The following is a 23,796-nucleotide window of genomic DNA, read 5'->3' on the forward strand; positions in this document are numbered from 1 at the left end:
AGATATGAGATATGAGATATGCGACTATTGTCCAAATCCTACCTCAAGCACAATAAAGCGCAAAGATATTATTTATAAAGGTAAAGGAGAAGAATTAAGACTTACGAAGTTGATTAAACTTCGCAAGTCTTACCGAATAAAATTATATCTCCCTTTCTTAAGCTAGAGAAAGCTTACGTTAAGGAAGATTAGAGCCTAAAAAAACAATTTCGCAAAAACAGGCAAATGATCTGAAAATACTTTTGATCTTTGCTATCTGAAAGCACTGCATATTTGCGAACATTAAAACCTTTATTCACAAAGATATAATCGATCCTATTCTTAAGTGGGCTATTAAAATCGAAGCCGTTAAAAGTCCCCTCTGGGCCATAAGGAGGCTCTACTGAAATTTCCTTACTATCGCTCAAGAAAGATTTAATGGTAGCAATAGCTTCAGTTTCTGGAGTCACGTTTAAATCGCCAGTGTAAATTACTGGAAGTTCAGGGGCAATCTCTTGAATTTTCTGCTTAATTAACTTTGCAGATTCTATTCTTGCCTGCACACCAACATGGTCGTAGTGTGTGTTAAAAACCAAAAATTCTTTTTTGTTCAATTTATCGTGTAATCTTACCCAAGTACAAACACGGTTAAATTGGGCATCCCAACCTTTACTTGGTACACCTGGCGTTTGCGACAACCAAAAAACGCCACCATCTTTCTTGGTAAATCTATTTTTGTTGTAGTAAATTGGCGAAAATTCTCCTTTACGTTTGCCATCATCTCTACCTGCGCCTACCGCTTCGAAATCAGAATTTTCTAAGAGAAAATCGTATTGTTCTGCCAAAGCTTCCTGCGTACACAAAATATCAGTATCGTGAAAATTCACTAATGCTTTCACATTATCTTTTCTTTTAGACCAAGCATTAACTCCATCTTTCTCGGTGGCGTACCTTATGTTGTAGGTCATTACATTAATAGCTTGATTTTTTTGGGCCTGAACTTGAAAGCCCATAACCATTAGCAACAGCGCTACGATAATTCTTTTCATATCATTTAATTTTACCTCAAATGTAAAGAATAGAAATTAAGCGAAAGTAAAATCTATCATACTTTAAACATAACTTTCATCCGCTAGACTTAAGAAAGTATCGTTGTAAACAATCAAATGATCGTACACTTCAATCTCCATCATTTTGCCAAGCTCCATCAATTTTTTGGTAATACTCACATCGGCATCGCTTGGTTTTAAACTACCAGAGGGATGGTTATGCACCAAAACCACCGAAGCGGCACCATGTTCTAGTGCAATTTTAAAAATTATTTTTGGGTCTACTACCGTACCTGCTTGGCCACCTTTACTCACAAAATACTTTCCAATTAAGGCATTTGCTCGGTTCAATAACAACAGCCAAAATTCTTCATGTGGCAAATCTGCCAAATCAGCTTTTATAGCTCTATGAGCATCTATAGAAGATTTTATTTTTTGAACTTCTGTTGGTTCGGCGTCTTTTCTTCTCCGGCCTAATTCTAAAGCAGCAACAATGGTAATAGCTTTAGCTTCGCCAATACCTTTAAATTTAGATAGTTCTTTAACGCCCAGCTGCGCTAGCTTGTGGAGATCATTTTGGCACGAGCCTAAAATACGCTTACTTAAATCAACAGCAGTTTCGTTTCTGCTGCCAGAACCAATTAGTATGGCAATAAGTTCGGCATCGGTAAGCTGCCGCCTACCTTGTTGTAGGAGTTTTTCTCTAGGACGATCGGCTTCCGCCCAAGCTTTAATGCCGAGTTTATTTTCGTAGATAGACATAGGTGTAGAATTTAAACAAAAAAACGGCATCATCTTACGATGATACCGTTCTAAATATCGTTTAAAAATGCGACTATTTCAAAGTGTTAACGAACTTCGTTAATTTTGCTTTATTGTTAGAAGCTTTGTTTTTGTGAATTACGTTTTTCTTAGCTAAACGATCTAACATAGAAATTACTTTAGGAAGCAATTCTAATCCTGTTTTTTTATCTTCAGCAGCACGCAATCTTTTGATAAATGTACGTGTAGTTTTAGCTTGATACCTGTTACGTAGACGTTTTGCAGCGTTTGCTCTAATTCTTTTTAATGCTGATTTATGATTTGCCATTGTTTAGCCTTTTAATATCTTCTGTGTTTTATTTTCGGACTGCAAATATAGAGGTAATATTTTTAAATGCAAAATGGATTTAAAAATATTTTTTCATCTAACGATTTAAGCACGAAGCTTTTGAAGCACAACATTGATAGCTAGGCATTATTTTTCGATTAAATTAGGTTTTTTGGCTCAAAATTAGCTCGAAAAGCCTTAAAATATTATTTTTGAAAAAAACACAAAACGCAGTGAAGAAACGTATAGCCATTTTTGCTTCAGGATCAGGATCAAACGCTCAAAAGATAATGGAGCATTTTAAACGTAGTACAGAGGCAGAAATTGCCCTCGTGTTAACCAACAATCCAGAATCTTACGTACTACAAAGAGCTGATAGTTTCGAAATCCCCTCGCATATTTTTGATAGAAATGAGTTTTATCAAACTGATGAGGTTTTAGACTTGCTGAAAAATCTAGATATTGATCTAATTGTATTGGCTGGTTTTCTTTGGCTCATCCCCCAAAATTTATTAAAAGAATATCCTGGCCGCATCATTAATATCCATCCATCTCTTTTACCTAAACATGGCGGCAAGGGAATGTATGGCGACCGTGTGCACCAAGCGGTAATGGCGGCTGGCGACACAGAAGGCGGTATTACTATCCACTATGTGAACGAAAATTATGATGAAGGCGAATTCATTTATCAAGCTAAATATAGGATAGAAAAAGACGACAATTTAGAAATGATTAAATTTAAAGGCCAACAGCTAGAGCATTTGCACTATCCAAAAATTGTTGAAACGCTGATTAAGAAAATTAAGAAATAGGGATTAGTAGGCAGTTTTCAGTTCTCGGTTTTCAAAAGTATAGACAGCCACTAATCTTGGCAGACCCTAACTTTTCGGACTTGCGGTCTCAAAACTCTCCGACTTAATAACTTCAAAAAAACTAAACATCTAAAAATCCAAACAACCTGTTTGCATAAACTCTAATTTTATTTAAAAAACCTCCTCTAAAAATCGTCTCATTTTCATACCTTTGCGGCTCAAAACAATACCCTCAAAATGAGCCAATCAGTAAAGATCAAAAACGCCTTAATTTCAGTTTATTATAAAGATGGTTTAGCACCATTAGTTGAGTACCTTGGCAAACAAGGTGTAGCCTTATATTCTACCGGTGGAACCGAGCAATTTATCAAAGACTTAAATGTTCCTGTTACCGCTGTAGAAGACTTAACTAGCTATCCTTCTATTTTAGGTGGACGTGTAAAAACTTTACACCCAAAAGTTTTCGGAGGCATTTTAAACCGCAGAAATTTAGCTGGCGATCAAGAGCAGATTGCTCAGTACGAAATCCCTGAAATTGATTTGGTAATTGTTGATCTTTATCCTTTTGAGGAAACCGTTAAGGGCGGTGGAACCGACGAAGAAATTATTGAGAAAATCGACATCGGCGGGATCTCTTTAATTAGAGCTGCTGCAAAGAACTTTAACGATGTAGTAATTATTGCATCGAAGGATGACTACTCAACTTTATTAGAACAACTACAAGAACAAAATGGCGCTACCACTTTAGCACAACGTAAGGCTTTCGCTAAAAAAGCTTTCCATACTTCTTCTCACTATGATACGGCTATCTTCAACTATTTCAACAGCGACGAGCCCTTAAATGTATTCAAAGAAAGCATTGCCAGTGCGCAAACTTTACGTTACGGAGAAAACCCTCATCAAAAAGGGACTTTCTACGGTAATTTAGATGAGATGTTCACGAAATTGAACGGAAAAGAGTTAAGCTACAATAATTTGGTTGACGTAGATGCAGCTGTAAGTCTAATCGACGAGTTCGAAGAACCTACTTTTGCAATTTTGAAACACACCAATGCTTGCGGTGTAGCTTCTAGAAGTACAGTTAAGCAAGCTTGGATTGATGCTTTGGCTTGCGATCCTGTTTCTGCTTTTGGTGGTGTTTTAATTACCAACAGAGAAGTTGATTTGGCAACTGCTGAAGAAATCAACAATTTATTTTTCGAGGTTTTGATTGCACCAAGCTATGAACAAGCTGCTGTAGATTTGTTCAAAGCGAAGAAAAACAGAGTAATCTTGAAACGTAATTACGTTGAATTGAACAAAAAACAATTCAAAACTTTATTGAACGGTGTAATTGAGCAGGACAAAGATTTAATTATCGAAGGTCCTGAGCAAATGACTGCTGTTACGGAAAAATTACCAACAGCACAAGAATTAAAAGACTTACACTTCGCTAATAAAATTGTAAAACACACTAAATCTAATACTATTGTTTTGGTTAAGGATGATGTTTTAATTGCAAGTGGTGTTGGTCAAACTTCGAGAGTTGATGCTTTGAGACAAGCGATTGAAAAAGCAGCTTCTTTTGGTTTCAGCACACAAGGTGCTGCTATGGCTTCTGATGCTTTCTTCCCTTTCCCTGATTGTGTGGAGATTGCTGCTGATGCTGGTATCACTTCAGTTTTACAACCAGGCGGTTCTATTAAGGATGCTGATTCTGTAGCAAAAGCTAACGAAAAAGGTATCGCAATGGTAACTACTGGCGTGAGACACTTTAAGCACTAGTTTAGGGGTCAGGGATTAGGAGTTAGGGATCAGTTTTGAAATTGCAGAAACTTAAACGTATCGTCATTGCGAGGAGGCACGACGAAGCAATCTCTAAACGAGCTACAAGGTTGTGAGTTTTTAGCGAAGACCTGGTTTATTAAACCCGATTGAAGCGGAAATACTTTTGGTTGAAGTTGATTTACGTGTCAGGCTGAGTTTATCGAAGCATTGTATGCGATGAAACAAATCCTTCGACAAGCTTAGGATGACAGAGGTTGTCAAAAAGATTACAGCGTAAAGCGGGACTGTCCTTAAAAAGCATTACTGGTTTTGATTTTCAAACAGAAAAAAGAAACTTAATATAATATTTTGTCTAATTTTACATTTAAGATATTAGACATTTTTGTTAATACATACAATAACATACCTTTTACATGGGATTATTTAACTGGTTTACGCAGGAAGTTGCCATTGACCTTGGCACTGCGAATACCCTTATTATACATAACGATAAAGTAGTTGTTGATGAGCCTTCTATTGTGGCTTTCGACAGATCGACAAATAAAATTATTGCTATTGGCCGCCAGGCGATGCAAATGGAGGGTAAAACCCACGATAACATTAGAACGGTTAGACCTTTGAAAGATGGTGTAATTGCAGATTTTAACGCTGCTGAAGCCATGATCAAAGGTATGATCCGTATGCTGAATGGCGGTAAAGGATGGATGTTCCCTTCTTTAAGGATGGTAATCTGTATTCCTTCTGGTATTACCGAGGTAGAGAAACGTGCGGTTAGAGACAGTGCCGAAATTGCCGGGGCAAAAGAGGTTTACTTGATCCACGAGCCAATGGCTGCTGCTGTAGGTATTGGTATTGATGTGGAAGAACCGATGGGAAACATGATTATCGATATTGGTGGTGGTACTACTGAAATTGCGGTGATTGCACTTTCGGGTATTGTTTGCGATCAATCTATCCGTGTGGCTGGAGATAACTTCGACTCGGATATCGTAAACTACATCCGTCGTCAGCATAACATTATGATTGGTGACCGTACTGCGGAGAAAATTAAAATTGAAGTTGGTGCTGCTTTGCCAGAATTGAGCGATCCACCTGCTGATTTTGCTGTACAAGGTAGAGATTTAATGACTGGCGTACCTAAACAAATTACTGTTTCATACACTGAAATTGCACACTGTTTAGATAAATCGATCTCTAAAATTGAGGAAGCGATTTTGAAAGCTTTGGAGATTACTCCTCCAGAACTTTCTGCTGATATTTACCAAACTGGTATTTATTTAACTGGCGGTGGTGCTTTGTTAAGAGGCTTGGATAAACGTGTAGCTGCAAAAACTAAATTGCCTGTTCACGTTGCCGAAGATCCATTACGTGCGGTAGTACGCGGTACTGGTATCGCCTTGAAAAACATTGGAAATTATAAATTCTTAATGCAATAAGGGGATTTACGAGTGTAGATTTTAGATTTACGATTGATGAATAGCGAAACCTTAAAAGCAAGAACTAAAGCATATTCGATATCAATTGCCAAATTAATAATCGAGCTTCCCCATAATGTGATAAATAAGAATTATTCAAATCAGTTGATTAGGTGCTCAAGCTCTGTTGGAGCAAACTATAGAGCCGCCTGCAGAGCTAAATCGACAGCTGATTTTTTGAATAAACTTAAAATTGTTGAAGAAGAACTAGATGAGACGATGTTCTTTCTTGAATTATTAGCAGAATTTAACACGGACAAAAAACAAGTTATCCAAGAAAATTGGCGAGAGGCAAACGAATTACTGTCCATTGTGGTATCTTCGATAGTTACTATTCGCAAGAAAGGTCAAAAGTTGTAAATTAATCGTAAATCGTAACTCTAAAATCGTAAATCAAAATGCGTAACCTTTGGATTTTTCTTAGCAGATACAACGCATTTTTCTTTTTTATCATCTTTTTTACCGTTGGAATTATTTTAACGATTAGAAATAATGTGTACCAACGAAGCGTTACTTTTAGCTCTACCAATGAAGTTGTAGGCACTGCCTATAAGCGACTAAACGTAATTAAGCGCTACTTAAACTTGGTGCAAGTGAATGATAGCTTAGCGGCAGAAAACGCAGCTTTAAAAACACAATTGCTTGCCTTAAATGAGATTGATAGTACCCAAGTTACCAAAGTAAAAGATAGCATTAACCACCAACAATACACCTTAATTGCAGCTAAGGTTTTCAAAAACTCAGTTACCTTAACCAACAACATCATCACTATCAACAAAGGTGCTAAAGATGGCATCTTGAAAGACATGGCAGTAATTTCTCCAAATAAAGGTGTAGTTGGTTTTGTGCAAAATGTGTCTGAAAATTTTGCGACTATACGCCCGCTGTTAAATCAAGAAACAGCAATTAGTGTGGTGCTTAAAAAAGACAATGCTTTTGGTAGTTTGGTTTGGGGCGATGATAATTTCGATTATCGCAAAGCCTACGTTAAAGAAATCCCTAATCATTACAAAGTTAAAGTGGGCGATACAATTATTACCTCTGGCTCGGGTGGTTTCCCAAGAGGAATAGAGGTGGGCAAAGTAACAAACACAAGTGTAAGTACAGGCGATAGTTTTATGACTTTGGAAGTTACTTTGTTCAACAATTTTAGTACGTTACAATTTGTTTATGTAGTTAAAGATAAATTTGCAGAAGAAGTAAAATCTTTACAACCAGAAGTGAAAAATGAACAGTAGAGCTATATTGATAAATATTTTTAGGTGGATTGTGCTCTTGTTTGTACAGATTTTTCTGTTGCGTAACATGGCATTCTATAACCTCTCTACCCCGTTCATTTATGTACTATTTATTTTAGTGCTACCTTTTCATATCCCAAACCTTTTACTCTATGTAATTGCATTTATTACAGGCCTAACCCTAGATACTTTTTACGATACTTTGGGCGTACATACGAGTGCCTGTATCGCTTTAGCTTTTGTGAGAATTCTTTTCATCTCTGTGAGTTTAAACAGAGAAGCTATTGATGAGCCAGAGCCTTCTTTAGGAAATATGGGCTTTAGGTGGTTTTCTTTATATGCAGTATTGTGTATTTTTGTTCATCATGTTGTATTGTTTTTTCTAGAAGCTTTTAAACTTACATCAATAACTTATACCTTAGGAAGAACTTTATTGAGCGTGGTATTTACATTATTTACTGTGTTATTGGTAGAGTTTATCTTCCATAACAGAAAATCGGCTTAATGAACCAACTGTTTAATAGAAAATATATTATACAAGGCTTATTTGTATTACTTGCACTAATTTTGTTAGGCAGGCTTTTCTATATACAGGTGGCTAGCGATAAATATTTCTTAGACGCAAACAACAACGCACTTCGTAAAAAATTCATCTATCCAGCCCGTGGCGTAATTACCGACAGAAATGGCAAGGTACTGGCCCAAAACCAACCTACATACGATTTAATGGTAACGCCAAACGAAGTTGTACCTTTTGATACGCTATCTTTGTGCAATATCATAGGCATTACGATGGAAGATTTCCGCAAGAAATTCCACAAAGCGGTTGTGCAATCAAAATATCAGGCTTCCATATTTCAAAAATTACTTTCGATACAAACCTATGCCACCCTGCAAGAGCGTATGGCAAATTACAAAGGGTTTGAAGTACAGAAAAGAACTATCCGTTATTATCCAGATAGTATAGGCGGACAGCTTTTAGGCTACATCAAAGAAGTAAACCAAACAGAAATTGAAAGACACCGAGGCTATTACAAACCTGGTGATTACATTGGAAAATCTGGTATAGAAAGACAATATGAAACCGACTTACGCGGAACAAAAGGTGTAAGAAACATGCTTTATAATGTTCGTAATGTAGCTCAAGGAAGTTACGCCGACGGGAAGTTCGATTCTCTAGCTATCGCAGGCGAACAGCTTACCACCACTATCGATGTAGAAATACAAAAATTAGGAGAACAGCTGTTAAACAACAAAGTAGGAAGTATTGTGGCTATAGAACCTGCAACAGGAGAAATATTAGCATTTGTGAGCAGTCCGGGTTACGATCCAAATTTGATGGTAGGTAGCGAAAGTGGCAACAATTACATGAAGATTTTTTCCAATCCTTATCGTCCTTTTTTTATCAGACCAATTAAGGGTAGATATTCTCCAGGCTCTGCGTTTAAACCACTTAGTGCTTTAATAGCGCTACAGGAAGGAGTCATTAATGAGAATACTACATTTAACTGCCCAGGCTATTATCAGGTTGGAAGAACAAGGTTTAAGTGTGAGCACATTGATGGGAATGTGGCTTTAAGACGAGGTATTGCTAGGTCTTGCAACACGTATTTTTGGAGTCTTTTCGTAAAAGAAATGACTAAAAAGGGCAGGAAAAATCAGCATAAGGCCTATGATGAATGGCAAGAAAAAGTACGTAAGTTCGGGATTGGCGATACTTTAGGTATAGACTATCCTGGTGAAAGAGGTTATAAATTATTTTCTTCGGAAGATTATACTAAACGCTATAGTAAATACTGGAGTTACGGTACTATTTTGTCAGTCGGCATTGGCCAGGGAGAGATTACGACCACCCCATTGCAAATGGCCAACATCATGGCTATTATTGCCAATAGAGGCTATTATATCAAACCGCATTTAGTAAAAGGAATTGGAAGCGATAAACATATCGATCCAAAATATAAAGAAAAACACTATGTAGGTGTAGACGCCAAACATTTCGGACCAGTAATCGACGGAATGCAAGATGCGGTAAATAGTCAAATTGGAACTGCAAAAGAATCTATGATACCAAATATCTTGATGTGTGGTAAAACTGGTACTGTACAAAACTCACATGGTAAAAACCACTCGGTTTTCATTGGCTTTGCTCCTCGCGACAATCCAAAAATTGCTATTGCAGTAATCGTAGAAAACGGTGGCTATGGGGGTGCTTATGCTGCTCCGATCGCCAGTTTCATTACCGAAAAGTATTTAACCGATAGCTTGAAAGGTAGAAGAATTAATGGTGCAACCATTGAGCAGTACAAGGCTGACAATTTACTTCCAGTTTTAAAAGATAAAATTCCTAAACAGAAACCTAAGGTAGACACCAGCAAAGTAGATACTACTAAAAAAACTGTTCCTTTAAAAACTGCCGCAATCAAAAATCCATTTAATAAAACAGCAGTAGCACCAAAGAACAATGCAACAACAGAATAATAGATTTTTCTTTAATGTTGATTGGGTCACTATATTGATTTATGTGGCTTTGTGCGCTGTTGGTTTCATCAATATTTTTTCTGTACAATACAAACCAGACATCAGCAGTGCTTTTAGCTTCTCTGCAGAGTATGGTAAGCAATTGATTTTCATTATTACAGGTTTAATTTTAGGCTTATCCATCCTTTTACTAGATTCTAAATTTTTCAGCGTATTTGCGCCAATAGTTTATGGTATAACTATCATTTTATTAATGGCAGTTTTGGTGGTTGGTAGAAATGTTGGTGGTAACCAAGCATGGATTCCTCTCGGCTCTTTCCGCTTACAACCTTCCGAATTTGCTAAATTTGGCACAGCCTTATTATTAGCTAGGTATATCAGTTCTTTTAATCCTAAGCTAAACACTTTCAAGCCAATTTTAATTTCTTTAGCAATCGTTGGATTGCCAATGGCTTTAATTATGCTTCAACCAGATGCTGGTTCTATGCTAGTGTTTTTATCATTCATGTTTCCTTTATACCGAGAAGGTTTGCCTGGAAACCTGTTGATTATCTTTTGGGGTGCCGTATTGTTATTTATCCTCAATTTATTCATTACACCTACAGTACTCATCATTTCCATCTTAATTGTTGGAGGATTGTTTGCCTACAACGTTAGAAAGAAGCTTCAAAAAGTAATTAATGTAGGTATCATTACAATAATTGCAATTTGCTATTTGTTTGTTGCCAAGTATTTGTTTGAAAATGTTTTAAAGCCCCACCAGCGTACACGTATTGAGCTAATTTTAGGTTTAACTAGTGATAACAGAGGGGCTGGCTACAACGTAATACAATCTAAAATTGCGATAGGGGCGGGACAGCTTACCGGGCGAGGTTACTTAGAAGGCACACAAACCAAATACGATTATGTACCAGCACAAAGTACAGATTTCATTTTCTCAACTATTGGCGAAGAATGGGGCTTTATTGGCTGTTTTGTAGTGATTGGACTTTATTGTTTCCTTTTGTTACGCATTATAAACATGGCCGAACGACAGCGATCTGTTTTTTCGAGAGTTTACGGCTACAGCATTGCCTGTATCCTATTTTTCCACGTATTTATTAATATTGGAATGACGATAGGAATTATGCCTGTAATTGGTATTCCGCTGCCATTTATTAGTTATGGAGGCTCTTCTTTGTGGAGCTTTACGATATTGCTATTTATCTTTTTGAAATTGGATTCTAATAGGATGGGTTTTATTTAAAACGTTGTAGGTTATAAGTTTTACGTAGCATATTTCAAAACTTATAACGTACTACTTAAAACCTAAAACCCTTAGTCTCTAAACCTTTTATTCAGCAACAAATAAAACTTATCTACAGTTGCTTGTTTATCGGCCCAGTTATTTTTCACAGCGTAATTTTTTTGAAAGAAATTATCTGCGGCATCGAAGTTTGGCATTTTGTTAGCGATGTCGATTGCTTCTGCATAAGCTAAATTATAACCATTAAACAAGTCTTTTATATAAAGTAATTTATCATTAAGATTAATGGCAGCTTTTAAATCTGTAACAACAGCGCCAGAAGTTTCATTTAACCTCGAACTCGTGTTTTTACCAGCTAACAAATCATTTAATGTAGGCTGATATTTAGTAGTTTCTACCACTATCTTATTCAATTCTACCGTGGGGGCAACCTTATCCTCTGCTACAGGCTCAATAACTTTTGGCACCTCTATTTTCTCGGTTGCCTCTTCGTGCTGCACCAAGAAAGGCTCTGGCCCAACTTCATCTTCTTCTAGCTCTTCGGGATCGCGAATTAAATTTTCTTTTACTTTTTTCTTTTGTTCTAAAATAAGTTCTTCCTCTTTACTCAAAGGTCTATCAAACAATTGTTCGGTAGTTTTTTCTTCAAAATCAAATTTATCATCTTCATTAAAATCGTCTTTATTAAGGATAAACTCGAAAGTTTGAGTAGGCTCAGAATCTAACCTAAAAATTTCTTTTTCTACTTCTTTAACTACAGGCGTCTCAAAATCAAAAACAGTTTCTGGCGCTTCTTCTTCGGGTAATATTATTGAAACAGGGTCTATAATTTCTTCTTCTTCTGCCAGATTAGCAAAAGTAATGGCTTCTACCTGTTGTATATCTTTAAGCTCGTCGCTTATTTCTTCGTCAACTATAGGCTCATTTATGGTTTCGTTAACTACTGCAGGTATAGCAGCTACTTGTAAAGGCAAGTTTAATTTTTTAATAATCTGGATATGATCTGTTAAGAAACTGGCATTTGCCAAAAACAGTTCCAATTCTAGTTCGGTTAACTGCTCGGGATTTTGAGATAAAAATTGGTACTGTTCGTTTAGTTCGCTAAGTATATTTCCTAATTTCTTGAAAAGAGCTTCTTGCTTCATCTGCTGTGTTATTTTTAATATTTATACCGAGGAAAAGCCCAAAATGCTTCAACAATTATTAAACGCTATTGTTGTAACGAAAGTTTTGGCTTTTTATGTTAGTAAAAACAATCAAAAATACTATAAAAATCTGTTAGTATTTATTTTAGATGAATATATCTTGGTGTGGTTGAGGCTAGAACGACAGTTTGCTTTGATATACCTAGTGATGATATTGTATATCAAATCAAATTTATCTAAGTTTGGTTAAAAATACCTTTACCATGTTATTTAGCGAGCAAAATTTTAGACGGGGAGAATTTAGTGGCAGTATAGAAGTAATTTGCGGTTCTATGTTTTCTGGAAAAACCGAAGAACTCATTAGAAGGCTAAAAAGAGCGCAGATTGCTAAGCTAAATGTAGAGATTTTTAAACCTAAAACAGATACTCGCTATGATGAAATGGCGGTGGTATCTCATGATAAAAACACCATCCCATCAACCCCTGTAGATCACTCTTCTGCTATTCTGTTGCTTGGCACAAATACACAAGTAGTGGGCATTGATGAAGCACAGTTTTTTGACGAAGGCCTAGCTGAGGTTTGCAATGTTTTGGCCAGTAAAGGCATTAGGGTTATTGTTGCAGGTTTAGACATGGATTTTTTGGGCAAACCTTTTGGGCCAATGCCTGCGTTAATGGCTATTGCCGAACACGTAACCAAAGTAAACGCGGTTTGTATGCAATGTGGCAGCCCAGCGGTATATTCTTACCGTACCGCAGCAAGCGAAAACAGAGTGCTTTTAGGAGAAAAAGATAGTTACGAACCTCGCTGCAGGGCTTGTTTTAACCACTAGGATTAGTTAATTAGCAAATGTGATGATTTGATGATGACCTACATTATCGATTAACCAGTTTAATAACTAAAAGTCCGGCAAGTCAGATGTCCGAAGGCATTACCTTTAACAAATAGCCAAAAGTTATTTCGACAATTCGATAGCTATGAACCAATAACTAATGAACTAGTGAACGAATTATCTCGCCACCACCATTTTCTTAGCTTGCTTAAAGTTGGGCGTAGTTAGCTTGTAAGTATATACGCCGCTGGCAAATGTACTTACATCTACATAAAATCGATAGCTGCCCGCTTCTAAAACACCTTTTGTTACCTTACTGATTTTTCTGCCCGTTATATCGTAAATATTGATATCTACTTCCGTTTTTTCGGGCAAATCTAAAGGTATATAAGTAAAGGTTTTAGCCTGATTTGGATAGTTCTGCTTTAAGGCATAAGTTACCGGAATACTACTTAGCCTATTGGCCAGTATTTCCTTATACTTCAGCTCTGCTGCACTGCCCATGGCAACTAACTCATTCAGATTATCGCCTGCTAAAAAAGCATAGGCTACTTTAATTGTTCCAGTTTTAGGGATATTATAAGGGCCGCTACCAAGGGTAAACATCACATCGTAACCGTTGGCGGTATCATAGCCTAAACCTTGGGCCTGTATGCCAGAAGTTAATGTTTTATATTTTTCGGCGACCGTAAAATTATTATCAGCCAAAAAACTATTGGCTATTTGATACGACATTGGATAATAAGCAGGTGCACCCGTTAAGTTCAACAAACGCACACCAGCATAAGGATATGATGCATTTTGCTTGGCATAAACATAAGCAATTTTGGCCACTGCATCGTATTGCGTGGCATTGGCAGAAGCTTCGTCTAAATCCCAATCGGTAAACAAACCCGTGTAAATATTTTGCAAATCGGTGTTGTTAGTGTTAGCAATCTCGTATTCTATAATTACATATTTATTATCGTTAGTAGAATTAAATGCCAAAGCCCTAGAAAGTATTTTTAGTCCTATCGGATTGGCACTTCCTGCATCGGTAAAAACACTGGTACCTTCAAAAGCAGCTACCGATGAAACAGACATTGCTGCCGTTTGCTGTCTTTTAAAATCTTCGCTAGCCTCAGTTTCTGCTCTGGCGTTGTTCATTACCTGTGTTTCGGATTTGCCAATAAGCAAGGCCGCTTCAAATAACATACTTTCCCCTTTGTAAAGAAAACCTAAACCTGCGGTAGCATTGGCTTTGCTGTAGCCTACCCTACCGTTTGAGGTAAGCGAAGTGCTAATTTGATTAACGGCAACATTTAAGTAATCTAAAGCTACTACGGTAGTAAAGCGTTCTGTGCTGGTATAAGTTCCATTATTTGCGGTATATCTTAAGGTAAAAACTACTTCGTGATTTTCTGGTGCATTAGCCAATACCCTAACTCTAACCGCAGCCAAACCAGTTTTAGTTTCTAGACTAGCTAAATTTCCTGCGCTGATATTTTGATCTAACACCTGTACAAAAGCACTATTGCTAGAGATATTTACAGTTAGTCCGGTTACCGGAATGAGGAAATTTTTTAGCGCAAACTGCAAGGCAATTTCTGTATTGGGTGCCCTATTACCCAAACTTTGATCGGTAATGGTCATATTCTGATAACGTACCGATGCAGCGTTTTCAGTAAGGGCTCGGTACACATTTAATCGCCCGCTGCCCAACAAGCCTGCATAATTGGTATTTTGGGCATCAACATCATCGGCAGCTGCCCTTAGTATTTCGCCTATTTGCAAACCGGTATAGTTTGGATATTTTGCTTTTAGTAAAGCTGCTGCGCTAGCTACCAAAGGTGCAGCCATAGAAGTGCCAGATTTAAAGCCATAGGTATTTCCGTAAATTGTATTATAAATTCCTTGTCCGGGAGCAGAAATATCTACATAAGTACCATAATTAGAGCCAGAAGCTTTGGTATCATTTGAGTTTAAATTAGCCACAGCAAGTACCCCATCAAAAGCGGCCGGGTAAATAGGAATGTCATCTCCCGAATTGCCAGCAGCAGCTACCACTAAGCAGCCTTTGCTAACGGCATAATCAATCATCTCTTGGCCAAACTGACCGCCGCCAACACCACCCCAAGAACAATTGATGATATGGGCACCTTTATCTGCAGCATACTTGATACCTTCGTAACCTTTGTAAATAGATCTCGGTGCATCATCAGCGCCAGCTTTTACAATTAATAACTTGGCATTTTGGGCAATAGAGGCTACCCCTAATCCATTATCTGTAACGGCACTGGCAATACCACTTACGTGCACACCGTGATCCGCTTCACTACTTTTTACATTAGGGTCGTTATCGCCAATCATGGTACTGGCAGAAGCACCACAGAAATCCCAACCGGCATAATTATCTACATACCCATCGCCATCGTCATCAATTCCATTTACTGGATCTGCTGTATTGTAATAAATATTTCCAGCTAAATCTTGGTGTGTAATTTCCGAACCAGAATCTACAATGGCAATTACCACTCCCGAAGAGTTTTTAAGTACATCCCACGCTTGTGGCGCTTTTAACTGTGTAAGATACGCCTGTGACCCGTAAGCTGCATCATTTGGGGTATACCAAGTGCTATGAATGTAACTAGGCTCTGCATATTCAATATTATCGGTCTGTAAAAGTGTATTAATTACCGTTTCTATATTGGCATTACCTTGATATTTTGCATGATAGTAGCGTTCGAAATGATAATTAACCCCATTATTAGCAAAGGTCTGATCTGATTTTGCATTTTGGTTGAAAACTGGTTCTAAAATGCTTAAAGAAATACCATTGGCACTTAGCTGTGCCGTTGTACTTTGTGTAGCTACATCTAACCTAGCACCACTTTTAAATTTGATAATTAGCGAATTGGGCAGATAGTCTTTTGTAGTTACGCCAGCTGGAAGTTTAAACTTAATTTTATTAGCCGGTGTTTGATCTGTAAATCCAAACAGGATGAATAAAAAGACAACTAAAAGGTATATTTTTCTCATGAAATTATAGCGTAAGGCTAAGTTACATAATATTTGATACCAAACCATAAGTTGCTTATGCGCCATTTGGCAAAGCCGATTTAAAAAACAAGTTAGAATGCTTAATTTTCAGAAACAAACTGGCGCTATAGCTTATGTCAGAGGTGGCTAAAAAGATGGCTGGATGTATGGTGGTGGTTTTACTGATTTAGATGGACATAAATGGAACGTTTTGTTCATGGATTTTAGTAAATTGAATTTTTAATTCGCCACAGATGCACAGATTTTTTTGATGAAAACCAACAACATCTTAAAAGATTGGTGTATCTGCAGCTAAAAACCAAAACCATGGTAAGAATATATTTTAAAATCGAAATTGATGCGCCAAAGGAAAAAGTATGTAACGTTCTTTTAGGCGAAACCACCTATCCACAGTGGACTGCTCCTTTTGCTGAAGGTTCTAGGGCAATAACCGATTGGCAAGTAGGTAGCAAAACTTTATTTGTAAATGCAGACGGCGACGGTATGATCTCGAAAATTGCAGAGCATATTCCAAATGAGTACATTTCTATACATCATTTAGGGATGTATATGAAAGGAGTAGAAGATTACGAAAGCGAAGAAGTGAAGAAATGGGTTGGCGCTGTTGAAAGTTACAAGTTAAGCGCTAGAGATGGCAAATCTTTGTTAAGTATAGAAACCGACACTACTGAAGAGCACCAAGGTTATTTTGAAGAAACTTGGCCAAAGAAGGTTAAGGAGTTGGCAGAGGCTTAGGTTATATTATTGTTATTGCGAGATGGTTAGTTCTCATCAGCACCACATTCTCCTTCGTTTCGAAACGTAGCGCAGCGAAGTGAGAAATCTAATCAATTGCAAAATCTTGTCTTATACTAAAATAACAAGTCGTTAGATCTCTCCTCGTACCTCGTTCGAGATGACGGAATAAATAAAGATTACGAAAGAGGTGCAGCGAAGAAATTAAAATCAACTTTAACCATTATGCAAAAAGGTGGCTCCATCTACATACTCACCAACGTAAACCGCACAGTTCTATATATTGGGGTAACGTCCGATTTATTGTCGCGTTTGATAGCGCATAGGGAGAAGAAGTATCCAAAGTCTTTTACTGCGAAGTATGGCGCTGTCATCTGCATTTACTATGAAACATTTTTCAGCATAGAAGAAGCCATCGAACGCGAAAAAGAGATCAAAAAATGGCGAAGAGAAAAGAAAAACAACCTAATTAATTCTAAGAACCCATCTTGGAAAGATTTGTGGGATGAGGTAAAGGAGTGGTAGTTGCAAACATTTTCGCCGTCGTTTCGAAACGTAGCGCAGCGAAGTGAGAAATCTAATCAATTGCAAAATCATATCTTATACTAAAATCGCTAGATCTCTCCTCGTACCTCGTTCGAGATGACGGAAAAGAGCATAAAAAATCCCCCAAAGTGAACTTGGAGGATTTTTTCATTATATGATGACTAGGAACTAATCCCTAGACACTAATTCCTATTACCTGGATTACAAACTCGCCAAAGCATCATTTAAGGTAGCACTCGGGCGCATTGCTTTTGCAGCTAAATCATCATTTGGATGATAATAACCACCAATTTCTTGTGCTTTACCTTGTGCCTCTATCAGCTCTGCTGTAATTTTAGCTTCGTTTTCTACTAACGCTTTTGCTAATGGAGCAAACTTAGCAGCTAATTCTGCATCTTTTGTTTGTGCAGCCAAAGCCTCGGCCCAATACAGCGCTAAGTAAAAATGAGAACCACGGTTATCGATAGTTCCTAATTTTCTACCTGGAGATTTATCTGTAGCTAAGAATTTCGCATTAGCTTCGTCTAAAGCATCGGCTAAAACTTGTGCTTTTGCATTGTTTTGTGTTTGCGATAAGTGCTCTAAAGAAGCTTGCAATGCCAAGAACTCGCCCAATGAATCCCAACGCAGGTAACCTTCTTTTACAAACTGTTCTACGTGCTTAGGAGCAGAACCACCAGCACCGGTTTCGAACAAACCACCACCATTCATTAAAGGAACGATAGAAAGCATTTTAGCTGAGGTACCTAGTTCTAAAATTGGGAATAAATCTGTTAAATAATCACGTAATACGTTACCAGTAACCGAAATAGTATCTTCGCCTTTGCGTACACGCTCTAAGGTAAATTTGGTAGCTTCAATTGGCGATAGGATACGTAAATCTAAACCGTTGGTATCGTGATCTGCCAAATAGGTATTTATTTTCTTAATAATTTGTGCATCGTGTGCCCTGTTTTCATCTAACCAAAAAACAGCAGGCGTATTAGACAAACGAGCTCTATTTACTGCTAATTTTACCCAATCTTGTATAGGTGCATCTTTAGTTTGGCACATACGGAAAATATCGCCTGTTTCTACTGCCTGCTCAAAAAATACATTTCCAGCAGCATCGCTTACACGGATAGTTCCATTAGCAGCAGCTTGGAAAGTTTTATCGTGAGAACCATACTCTTCTGCTTTTTGTGCCATTAAACCCACGTTAGGAACCGAACCCATTGTAGTTGGATTAAAGGCACCATGTTTTTTACAATCATCGATAGTTGCGGTGTAAACGCCTGCATAGCATCTATCAGGAATAATTGCAATGGTATCTTGTTGTTTCCCATCTTTATCCCACATTTGGCCTGATGTACGGATCATTGCAGGCATAGAAGCATCTACAATTACATCAGAAGGAACATGCAAATTGGTAATGCCTTTATCAGAGTTTACCATGGCCAAAGCCGGACCGTTTGCAATTGCTGCATCAATAGCTGCTTTCACTTCTGCTTCTTGTGCGCTACCTGCAATTTTAGCGTAAACATCGCCCAAACCATTACGAGTATCAACTCCTAAAGTTTTGAAAAGATCAGCATATTTAGCAAAAACATCTGCAAAGTAAGCCTCTACAATAGCTCCGAAAATGATAGGATCTGAAACCTTCATCATGGTTGCTTTTAAGTGTGCCGAAAGCAATACGCCCGCATCTTTAGCTTCTTTGATGGCCCCGGCTACAAAAGCTTTCAACTTGGCAATGCTCAATACAGAGCTGTCAATTACTTCGCCTGCTTTTAAGTTAGCTAAACCTTTCAATTCGGTTACAGCGCCATCAGTAGCTACAAATTCAATCTTAAATTGTGTATCGTTTCCTATTGTTGTAGATTTTTCAGAACCATAGAAATCGCCTTCGCTCATGCTGGCTACGCTAGTTTTAGAATCAGAAGACCAAGCACCCATTGAGTGTGGATTTGCTTTTGCGTAGTTCTTTACCGCTTTTGGTGCTCTACGATCTGAGTTACCTTCGCGTAAAACTGGATTTACTGCCGAACCCAATACTTTTGAATATTTAGCTTTGATGGCTTTTTCTTCGTCGGTTTTAGCATCTTCTGGAAAGTTTGGCAAGGCAAAACCTTGAGCTTGTAACTCGGCGATGGCTTCTTTTAACTGTGGAATAGAAGCAGAAATATTAGGTAATTTAATGATATTAGCCTCTGGCGTAGTTGCCAATTGGCCAAGCTCTGTCAAGGCATCTCCAATTTTTTGGTCATCTTTCAAAAACTCAGGAAAGTTGGCTAAAATTCTTCCTGCTAAAGAGATATCCCTAGTTTCTACCTCAATACCTGCCGATGCTGTAAAAGCCTGCACGATAGGCAAAAATGAGTAAGTAGCCAACAATGGAGCCTCGTCTGTTTTAGTATAGATTATTTTTGATGAGTTTGACATGTGTTTTATTTTATGATGTTTGAAATAAGGATGTCCAAAAAAAGGACTGGTTTGATAAAATCGCCTAAAGATAAAATAAACAAGCGAATTTTATAACAGGCTTTTGTTATTTATACGTTAAAATAACCCGAAAACGTTAATTATTTAACCAGATAACTAAATAGGTTAGCGCATGAAAATTACAGATCCAGATGGAGAAAAGAAAAGTTAGTGGTCTAAACCCCAAGTCATCACTTCAATATTCCTTTATTTGAAAATAGCTGATTTCTGTTAGCGCTTATTATGATTTGGCTAAAGCCTCTAGCCTTACTCTATTTTACCCTTAGCTAAAGCCAAGGGCTAATGAACCTATCTCTTGCAATTTTGGTTAGTTATGGACTTAATGCCGCTTAGCCAAGGGCAATGAAAATATTGCTTATCATTCCCGTCGGTTTTAACCGACGGATATTCGATAAAATTCTGATTGGCTTTAGCCTAATTGTTTTAAAGAAGTTCTCGAACACAAATTAACGATCAATCTCTCGAATAACCGCTGTAACAATTTCACCATCTCTTCGTTCTAACAACAACCCAACAAACAAAAAATGAACAGAGAAGAATTATTGAAATCTAAATGGTTTAAACTCCTACTTCCTATTATTATTTTGGCTTTGGCTATAGGAATTTATCAAAATGGCTACGCTTTGGGGCAATGGCTGTATGCTAAATTACATCGTTAAGACAGACTTAGTTTCTTAAAATACCTACCTTTGCCTCATTATTTTTGAAGCAAAATTTTAAGCGATGTCTATTACCAACGAAGCCGAACTACAAGGAATGCAAAAAGCAAGCGAAGCAGTGGCCTTAACGCTAAAAGCGATGAAGGACTATGCAAAGGTGGGTATGAGCACTAAAGAGCTAGACGATTTTGGCGGTAAAATGTTGGAAGAATTTGGCGCTAAATCGGCACCCTTTCTTACTTACAATTTCCCGGGATATACTTGCATTAGCGTAAATAATGAGTTTTGCCATGGCATACCTACGGCACAACGAATTTTAAAGGAAGGCGATTTGATCAATATTGACGTGTCTGCCGAACTCAATTGCTTTTGGTCTGACAATGGTTGCTCTTTCGTACTCGGAGAGGATATTCATCAGCACCAAAAGTTAGTAAATGCATCGAAAGAAATTTTGCAAAAAGCCATTGCAAACATTAAAGGCGGTGTACGTATTTCGGATATTGGCCATCTCATAGAAACCGAAGCCAAAAAACGTGGCTACAAAGTGATTAAAAACCTAACGGGGCATGGCGTTGGCCGCAGCTTACACGAAGAACCACATGAAGTGGCGTGCTACAAAGACCGTTTTAATTTGACCCGCTTCAAAAAAAACTCAGTGGTGGCTATAGAAACCTTTATCTCTACTACTTCTACCATTGCCGAAACTTTAGCCGATGGCTGGACCATGGTAGGCAACCGAGGCGGCTACATGGCACAGCACGAACATACTATTATAGTTACTGATGGTAAACCTATTATTCTTACCGAAGCTAACGAAATTTGGGATTAGGGATTAGGAATTAGTGGCTAGGGATTAGGTATTAGTGTACAGTAATAAACTATTTCTTAGTTGAGGATGGTTATTGGTTTTCGATTGTTAACTGGCTTCGTTTTACCGCTGATTTTGCTGATTTACCAACTCACAACCGACACTCGTAACTCACAACTGCTCACTCTTTCAAATTCGCTTTAATAAACACCAATTGGTAATTAATGGCATCTGCCCAATATTTCCAAGTGTGCCCACCCGGGTTAGTAATAAACGTATGAGGGATGTTCTGATAGGTCAATTTTTCGTGCAGGGCTACGTTCACTTTGTAAAAAAAGTCTTCCGTTCCGCATTGCACAATTAAAGCCAACGAGTTTGGTGTTAGTAAATGGGTTAAATTAATTACCGAAGCATTATCCCACTGTGCGGGTTTTGCAGCATACGTACCTAACAACTTGGCCATATCCCAATTATTTGGAAAAGGCCTAATATCTACTCCACCACTCATACTGCCAGCTACACTAAACACATCTTGATGTTTAAACGCAAGATACAAAGCGCCATGCCCGCCCATGCTTAAACCTGTAATGGCACGGGCTTTTTTATCGGCAATGGTTTTGTAATTGTCATCGATCCATTTTACCAGCTCTTTGGCAATGTAAGTTTCATATTTAGAATTTGGTTGCTCTGGACTATCTAAATACCAACTGTTAAAGTTACCATCTGGACATACAATGATCAATTGGTGCTGATCTGCTAAATTTTTAATTGCCGGAACTGTAGTTACCCAATTGGCATAATTACCCGAATAACCGTGCAATAGATAAACCACCTGAAATTTACTTTTTTCCTTATAATTTGCCGGAGTGATAACCACTGCTTTAATCTCCTTTTTCATAGATGGGCTATACGTTTTAACGGTATCTACGTTTGCTGCAGCAGATTTTAAGGCAAATAATATAAAAAGGGCAAATAATATATTTTTCATCGTTAAGGACTTGTTAAAGTAACACATCGAATATAGGAATTCTTATTTAGTTTCCTCACTGGTAGCTTACGGTTGTTCTACAAATTGAAAAATGATAAATTTCGCAATGCGAATTAAAAACTATTGTACAATTTTTAATTATTTGTTTGCTTTAGGCTGTAGCTAACTATTTATTTCATACGTTCTGACCCCTCAAAAGGCTATCGTGTGGACACAAATATTAGTAAATTTCATTTTCCTTACGCTGTCCCCTCGGAGAGGCGGATGACGCCCTACTGAATTAGTATCCTAATTCACATTAATTTAATTGATTTTCAGCACTATAAAAATGTATTTACAGAACTGTTTTTTCTGCTTTGCTTCATAGCCTACTTTACCACTTAGCAAATGGTGTAATAGCCAAATTAGAATTTGCATATCTAACATCGTTAGTTACATTTTCGCCTACCCAATTGGGCAAAGTATAGCTTTCTTGCTCACTGTTCAGTTCAATTTCAGCAACAATAAGACCTTGGTTTAAACCCTCAAAAACATCGACTTCCCAAGTTTTACCATTATGCACAACATGATATCTTTTCTTTTCTATCAGTTGTGAGCAAAATTTATCCAACAATTCATTAGCGTCTAGCAACGGAATTTCGTATTCGAACTCTAATCTACTTGCACCAACGGCTTTTCCCTTAATGGTAAAATAGCCCTTATCTGCTTTTGTTCTCACACGAATGGTTTTATTGGGGTCGGTTTGCAGATAGCCTTGTCTAATTTCAACAAATTCGGCAGCTCCCAATTTATCCCATTCCGCTCGATCAACCAAATATTTATGTTCTATCTCTATTGCCATGATGAAACTTTTTTTAGGCCGAAGATAGCAATTCCATTTACCAATTTTTATCTGGCTTCTCGGCTCATCCTTCTAGTAAGCGTCTATGGTAATTAATTTGGCCTAGATGATAATTGAGGTGGCCCACTAAATGCACCATAAAATATTCTGTGGCAGTTATTTCCGGCAATACCACCAGCGGATAGTTCTTTTTTAAAATCCTCCTCTGTTAATAAGCTTAGCGAGTTTTTTATAATGATGATGGTATGTTCTAATTGGAAAACAAGCTCTGCTCTTTGTATATCTTTCTGCGAAAACTCTAGCTCCCGATTTCTTACAAAGTCTGTTTTTCCAATTTCTTTACCAATATAAGTATTCAAATTTCCGATGAGATGTAGCACCAAATTACCAGCCGAATTGGCAATTCCTGGCGCTATACGCCAAATATTTGCTTCGCTTTTGTAATGTTTCAGTTCAGTGATTACCCTATTTAAATCTCTCTCAAAAAGTGTTATTAAGGTTTCGTTTAGCATATTGATCCTGTTTATAATTTTCTGGCTTAAACGCTAATCAATATCAAATTTATCATCCTTTATAGCCTGCTT

Annotated in this window: 22 protein-coding genes; 13 read left to right on the top strand and 9 right to left on the bottom strand. The window is 37.5% G+C overall.

Annotation, left to right across the window (positions count from 1 at the left end; translation table 11 throughout):
• Positions 1–188 precede the first annotated feature (188 nt).
• From OVA16_RS01020 to rpsT, 3 genes are all read right to left on the bottom strand, one after another.
• Positions 189–1,028 (bottom strand): endonuclease/exonuclease/phosphatase family protein, encoded by an 840-nt coding sequence (locus OVA16_RS01020; protein WP_267763072.1) that lies wholly within the window; start codon positions 1,026–1,028, stop codon positions 189–191.
• 63 nt (positions 1,029–1,091) lie between these two features.
• Positions 1,092–1,790, bottom strand: coding sequence for a RadC family protein (radC, locus tag OVA16_RS01025; protein ID WP_267763073.1), 699 nt, complete (start codon positions 1,788–1,790; stop codon positions 1,092–1,094).
• Positions 1,791–1,863: 73 nt separating this feature from the next.
• Positions 1,864–2,118: a 30S ribosomal protein S20 gene (gene rpsT, locus OVA16_RS01030; protein WP_097131927.1), complete on the bottom strand. Its 255-nt coding sequence runs from the start codon at positions 2,116–2,118 to the stop codon at positions 1,864–1,866.
• Between the two features lie 233 nt (positions 2,119–2,351).
• Between rpsT and purN the strand changes: the two genes are divergently transcribed.
• The 8 genes from purN to rodA all read left to right on the top strand — a co-directional run bounded on the left by purN (position 2,352) and on the right by rodA (position 11,137).
• A complete protein-coding gene (gene purN / locus OVA16_RS01035; RefSeq protein WP_267765313.1) occupies positions 2,352–2,930 on the top strand; it encodes a phosphoribosylglycinamide formyltransferase in 579 nt (192 codons plus the stop codon).
• 237 nt (positions 2,931–3,167) lie between these two features.
• Positions 3,168–4,694, top strand: a complete 1,527-nt coding sequence (gene purH / locus OVA16_RS01040; RefSeq protein WP_267763074.1) for a bifunctional phosphoribosylaminoimidazolecarboxamide formyltransferase/IMP cyclohydrolase — start codon at positions 3,168–3,170, stop codon at positions 4,692–4,694.
• A gap of 416 nt (positions 4,695–5,110) precedes the next feature.
• Positions 5,111–6,133, top strand: coding sequence for a rod shape-determining protein (locus tag OVA16_RS01045; RefSeq protein ID WP_097131938.1), 1,023 nt, complete (start codon positions 5,111–5,113; stop codon positions 6,131–6,133).
• Positions 6,134–6,169: 36 nt separating this feature from the next.
• Positions 6,170–6,532 carry a four helix bundle protein gene (locus OVA16_RS01050; RefSeq protein ID WP_267763075.1) on the top strand — a complete coding sequence of 121 codons (363 nt, stop codon included), beginning with the start codon at positions 6,170–6,172 and terminating at the stop codon, positions 6,530–6,532.
• Between the two features lie 38 nt (positions 6,533–6,570).
• Positions 6,571–7,410, top strand: coding sequence for a rod shape-determining protein MreC (gene mreC, locus OVA16_RS01055; protein ID WP_267763076.1), 840 nt, complete (start codon positions 6,571–6,573; stop codon positions 7,408–7,410).
• Entirely contained in the window at positions 7,400–7,915 is a 516-nt protein-coding gene (locus OVA16_RS01060; protein WP_267763077.1) for a rod shape-determining protein MreD, read from the top strand. The genes mreC and OVA16_RS01060 overlap by 11 nt, the downstream gene beginning before the upstream one ends.
• Entirely contained in the window at positions 7,915–9,891 is a 1,977-nt protein-coding gene (mrdA, locus tag OVA16_RS01065; RefSeq protein WP_267763078.1) for a penicillin-binding protein 2, read from the top strand. The genes OVA16_RS01060 and mrdA overlap by 1 nt, the downstream gene beginning before the upstream one ends.
• Positions 9,875–11,137 carry a rod shape-determining protein RodA gene (gene rodA / locus OVA16_RS01070; RefSeq protein ID WP_267763079.1) on the top strand — a complete coding sequence of 421 codons (1,263 nt, stop codon included), beginning with the start codon at positions 9,875–9,877 and terminating at the stop codon, positions 11,135–11,137. Before mrdA ends, rodA begins: the two co-directional genes overlap by 17 nt.
• Before the next feature lie 71 nt (positions 11,138–11,208).
• Here rodA and OVA16_RS01075 read toward each other — a convergent pair whose 3' ends face one another.
• Entirely contained in the window at positions 11,209–12,282 is a 1,074-nt protein-coding gene (locus OVA16_RS01075; protein ID WP_267763080.1) for a hypothetical protein, read from the bottom strand.
• A gap of 263 nt (positions 12,283–12,545) precedes the next feature.
• Here OVA16_RS01075 and OVA16_RS01080 point away from each other — a divergent pair, with 263 nt between their 5' ends.
• On the top strand, positions 12,546–13,115 hold the full coding sequence (locus OVA16_RS01080; protein ID WP_267765316.1) for a thymidine kinase: 570 nt from the start codon (positions 12,546–12,548) through the stop codon (positions 13,113–13,115).
• A 177-nt stretch (positions 13,116–13,292) separates the two neighbouring features.
• Here OVA16_RS01080 and OVA16_RS01085 read toward each other — a convergent pair whose 3' ends face one another.
• On the bottom strand, positions 13,293–16,133 hold the full coding sequence (locus OVA16_RS01085) for a S8/S53 family peptidase (protein WP_267763081.1): 2,841 nt from the start codon (positions 16,131–16,133) through the stop codon (positions 13,293–13,295).
• 327 nt (positions 16,134–16,460) lie between these two features.
• On the opposite strand from OVA16_RS01085, the gene OVA16_RS01090 reads away from it, so the two are divergent.
• Both OVA16_RS01090 and OVA16_RS01095 read left to right on the top strand, forming a co-directional pair.
• Positions 16,461–16,889, top strand: a complete 429-nt coding sequence (locus OVA16_RS01090; RefSeq protein ID WP_267763082.1) for an SRPBCC domain-containing protein — start codon at positions 16,461–16,463, stop codon at positions 16,887–16,889.
• A gap of 225 nt (positions 16,890–17,114) precedes the next feature.
• A complete protein-coding gene (locus tag OVA16_RS01095; RefSeq protein WP_267763083.1) occupies positions 17,115–17,414 on the top strand; it encodes a GIY-YIG nuclease family protein in 300 nt (99 codons plus the stop codon).
• A gap of 222 nt (positions 17,415–17,636) precedes the next feature.
• Here OVA16_RS01095 and OVA16_RS01100 read toward each other — a convergent pair whose 3' ends face one another.
• On the bottom strand, positions 17,637–19,856 hold the full coding sequence (locus tag OVA16_RS01100) for an NADP-dependent isocitrate dehydrogenase (protein WP_267763084.1): 2,220 nt from the start codon (positions 19,854–19,856) through the stop codon (positions 17,637–17,639).
• 584 nt (positions 19,857–20,440) lie between these two features.
• Here OVA16_RS01100 and OVA16_RS01105 point away from each other — a divergent pair.
• Positions 20,441–20,575, top strand: coding sequence for a hypothetical protein (locus OVA16_RS01105; RefSeq protein ID WP_267763085.1), 135 nt, complete (start codon positions 20,441–20,443; stop codon positions 20,573–20,575).
• 64 nt (positions 20,576–20,639) lie between these two features.
• The gene (gene map, locus OVA16_RS01110; protein WP_267763086.1) at positions 20,640–21,404 is read left to right on the top strand and encodes a type I methionyl aminopeptidase; all 765 of its coding nucleotides are present in this window, start codon (positions 20,640–20,642) and stop codon (positions 21,402–21,404) included.
• A 160-nt stretch (positions 21,405–21,564) separates the two neighbouring features.
• Here map and OVA16_RS01115 read toward each other — a convergent pair whose 3' ends face one another.
• From OVA16_RS01115 to OVA16_RS01125, 3 genes are all read right to left on the bottom strand, one after another.
• Complete coding sequence (locus OVA16_RS01115; protein ID WP_267763087.1) at positions 21,565–22,371, bottom strand: alpha/beta hydrolase; 807 nt, start codon at positions 22,369–22,371, stop codon at positions 21,565–21,567.
• A gap of 373 nt (positions 22,372–22,744) precedes the next feature.
• Positions 22,745–23,212 (bottom strand): CYTH domain-containing protein, encoded by a 468-nt coding sequence (locus tag OVA16_RS01120; protein WP_267763088.1) that lies wholly within the window; start codon positions 23,210–23,212, stop codon positions 22,745–22,747.
• Between the two features lie 92 nt (positions 23,213–23,304).
• Positions 23,305–23,724, bottom strand: coding sequence for a DUF1572 family protein (locus tag OVA16_RS01125; protein ID WP_267763089.1), 420 nt, complete (start codon positions 23,722–23,724; stop codon positions 23,305–23,307).
• Positions 23,725–23,796: the final 72 nt, after the last annotated feature.

Origin of the sequence: Pedobacter sp. SL55, assembly GCF_026625705.1 — a bacterium.
Taxonomy (GTDB): domain Bacteria; phylum Bacteroidota; class Bacteroidia; order Sphingobacteriales; family Sphingobacteriaceae; genus Pedobacter.

Coding starts and splice junctions, on each gene's coding strand:
- OVA16_RS01085 (WP_267763081.1), bottom strand. CDS start 16,133: ATGAGAAAAATATACCTTTTAGTTGTCTTTTTATTCATCCTGTTTGGA.
- rodA (WP_267763079.1), top strand. CDS start 9,875: ATGCAACAACAGAATAATAGATTTTTCTTTAATGTTGATTGGGTCACT.
- OVA16_RS01100 (WP_267763084.1), bottom strand. CDS start 19,856: ATGTCAAACTCATCAAAAATAATCTATACTAAAACAGACGAGGCTCCA.
- OVA16_RS01050 (WP_267763075.1), top strand. CDS start 6,170: ATGAATAGCGAAACCTTAAAAGCAAGAACTAAAGCATATTCGATATCA.
- OVA16_RS01125 (WP_267763089.1), bottom strand. CDS start 23,724: ATGCTAAACGAAACCTTAATAACACTTTTTGAGAGAGATTTAAATAGG.
- map (WP_267763086.1), top strand. CDS start 20,640: ATGTCTATTACCAACGAAGCCGAACTACAAGGAATGCAAAAAGCAAGC.
- purH (WP_267763074.1), top strand. CDS start 3,168: ATGAGCCAATCAGTAAAGATCAAAAACGCCTTAATTTCAGTTTATTAT.
- OVA16_RS01120 (WP_267763088.1), bottom strand. CDS start 23,212: ATGGCAATAGAGATAGAACATAAATATTTGGTTGATCGAGCGGAATGG.
- OVA16_RS01115 (WP_267763087.1), bottom strand. CDS start 22,371: ATGAAAAATATATTATTTGCCCTTTTTATATTATTTGCCTTAAAATCT.
- OVA16_RS01080 (WP_267765316.1), top strand. CDS start 12,546: ATGTTATTTAGCGAGCAAAATTTTAGACGGGGAGAATTTAGTGGCAGT.
- mrdA (WP_267763078.1), top strand. CDS start 7,915: ATGAACCAACTGTTTAATAGAAAATATATTATACAAGGCTTATTTGTA.
- OVA16_RS01045 (WP_097131938.1), top strand. CDS start 5,111: ATGGGATTATTTAACTGGTTTACGCAGGAAGTTGCCATTGACCTTGGC.
- radC (WP_267763073.1), bottom strand. CDS start 1,790: ATGTCTATCTACGAAAATAAACTCGGCATTAAAGCTTGGGCGGAAGCC.
- OVA16_RS01075 (WP_267763080.1), bottom strand. CDS start 12,282: ATGAAGCAAGAAGCTCTTTTCAAGAAATTAGGAAATATACTTAGCGAA.
- rpsT (WP_097131927.1), bottom strand. CDS start 2,118: ATGGCAAATCATAAATCAGCATTAAAAAGAATTAGAGCAAACGCTGCA.
- mreC (WP_267763076.1), top strand. CDS start 6,571: ATGCGTAACCTTTGGATTTTTCTTAGCAGATACAACGCATTTTTCTTT.
- OVA16_RS01020 (WP_267763072.1), bottom strand. CDS start 1,028: ATGAAAAGAATTATCGTAGCGCTGTTGCTAATGGTTATGGGCTTTCAA.
- OVA16_RS01105 (WP_267763085.1), top strand. CDS start 20,441: ATGAACAGAGAAGAATTATTGAAATCTAAATGGTTTAAACTCCTACTT.
- OVA16_RS01060 (WP_267763077.1), top strand. CDS start 7,400: ATGAACAGTAGAGCTATATTGATAAATATTTTTAGGTGGATTGTGCTC.
- OVA16_RS01095 (WP_267763083.1), top strand. CDS start 17,115: ATGCAAAAAGGTGGCTCCATCTACATACTCACCAACGTAAACCGCACA.
- OVA16_RS01090 (WP_267763082.1), top strand. CDS start 16,461: ATGGTAAGAATATATTTTAAAATCGAAATTGATGCGCCAAAGGAAAAA.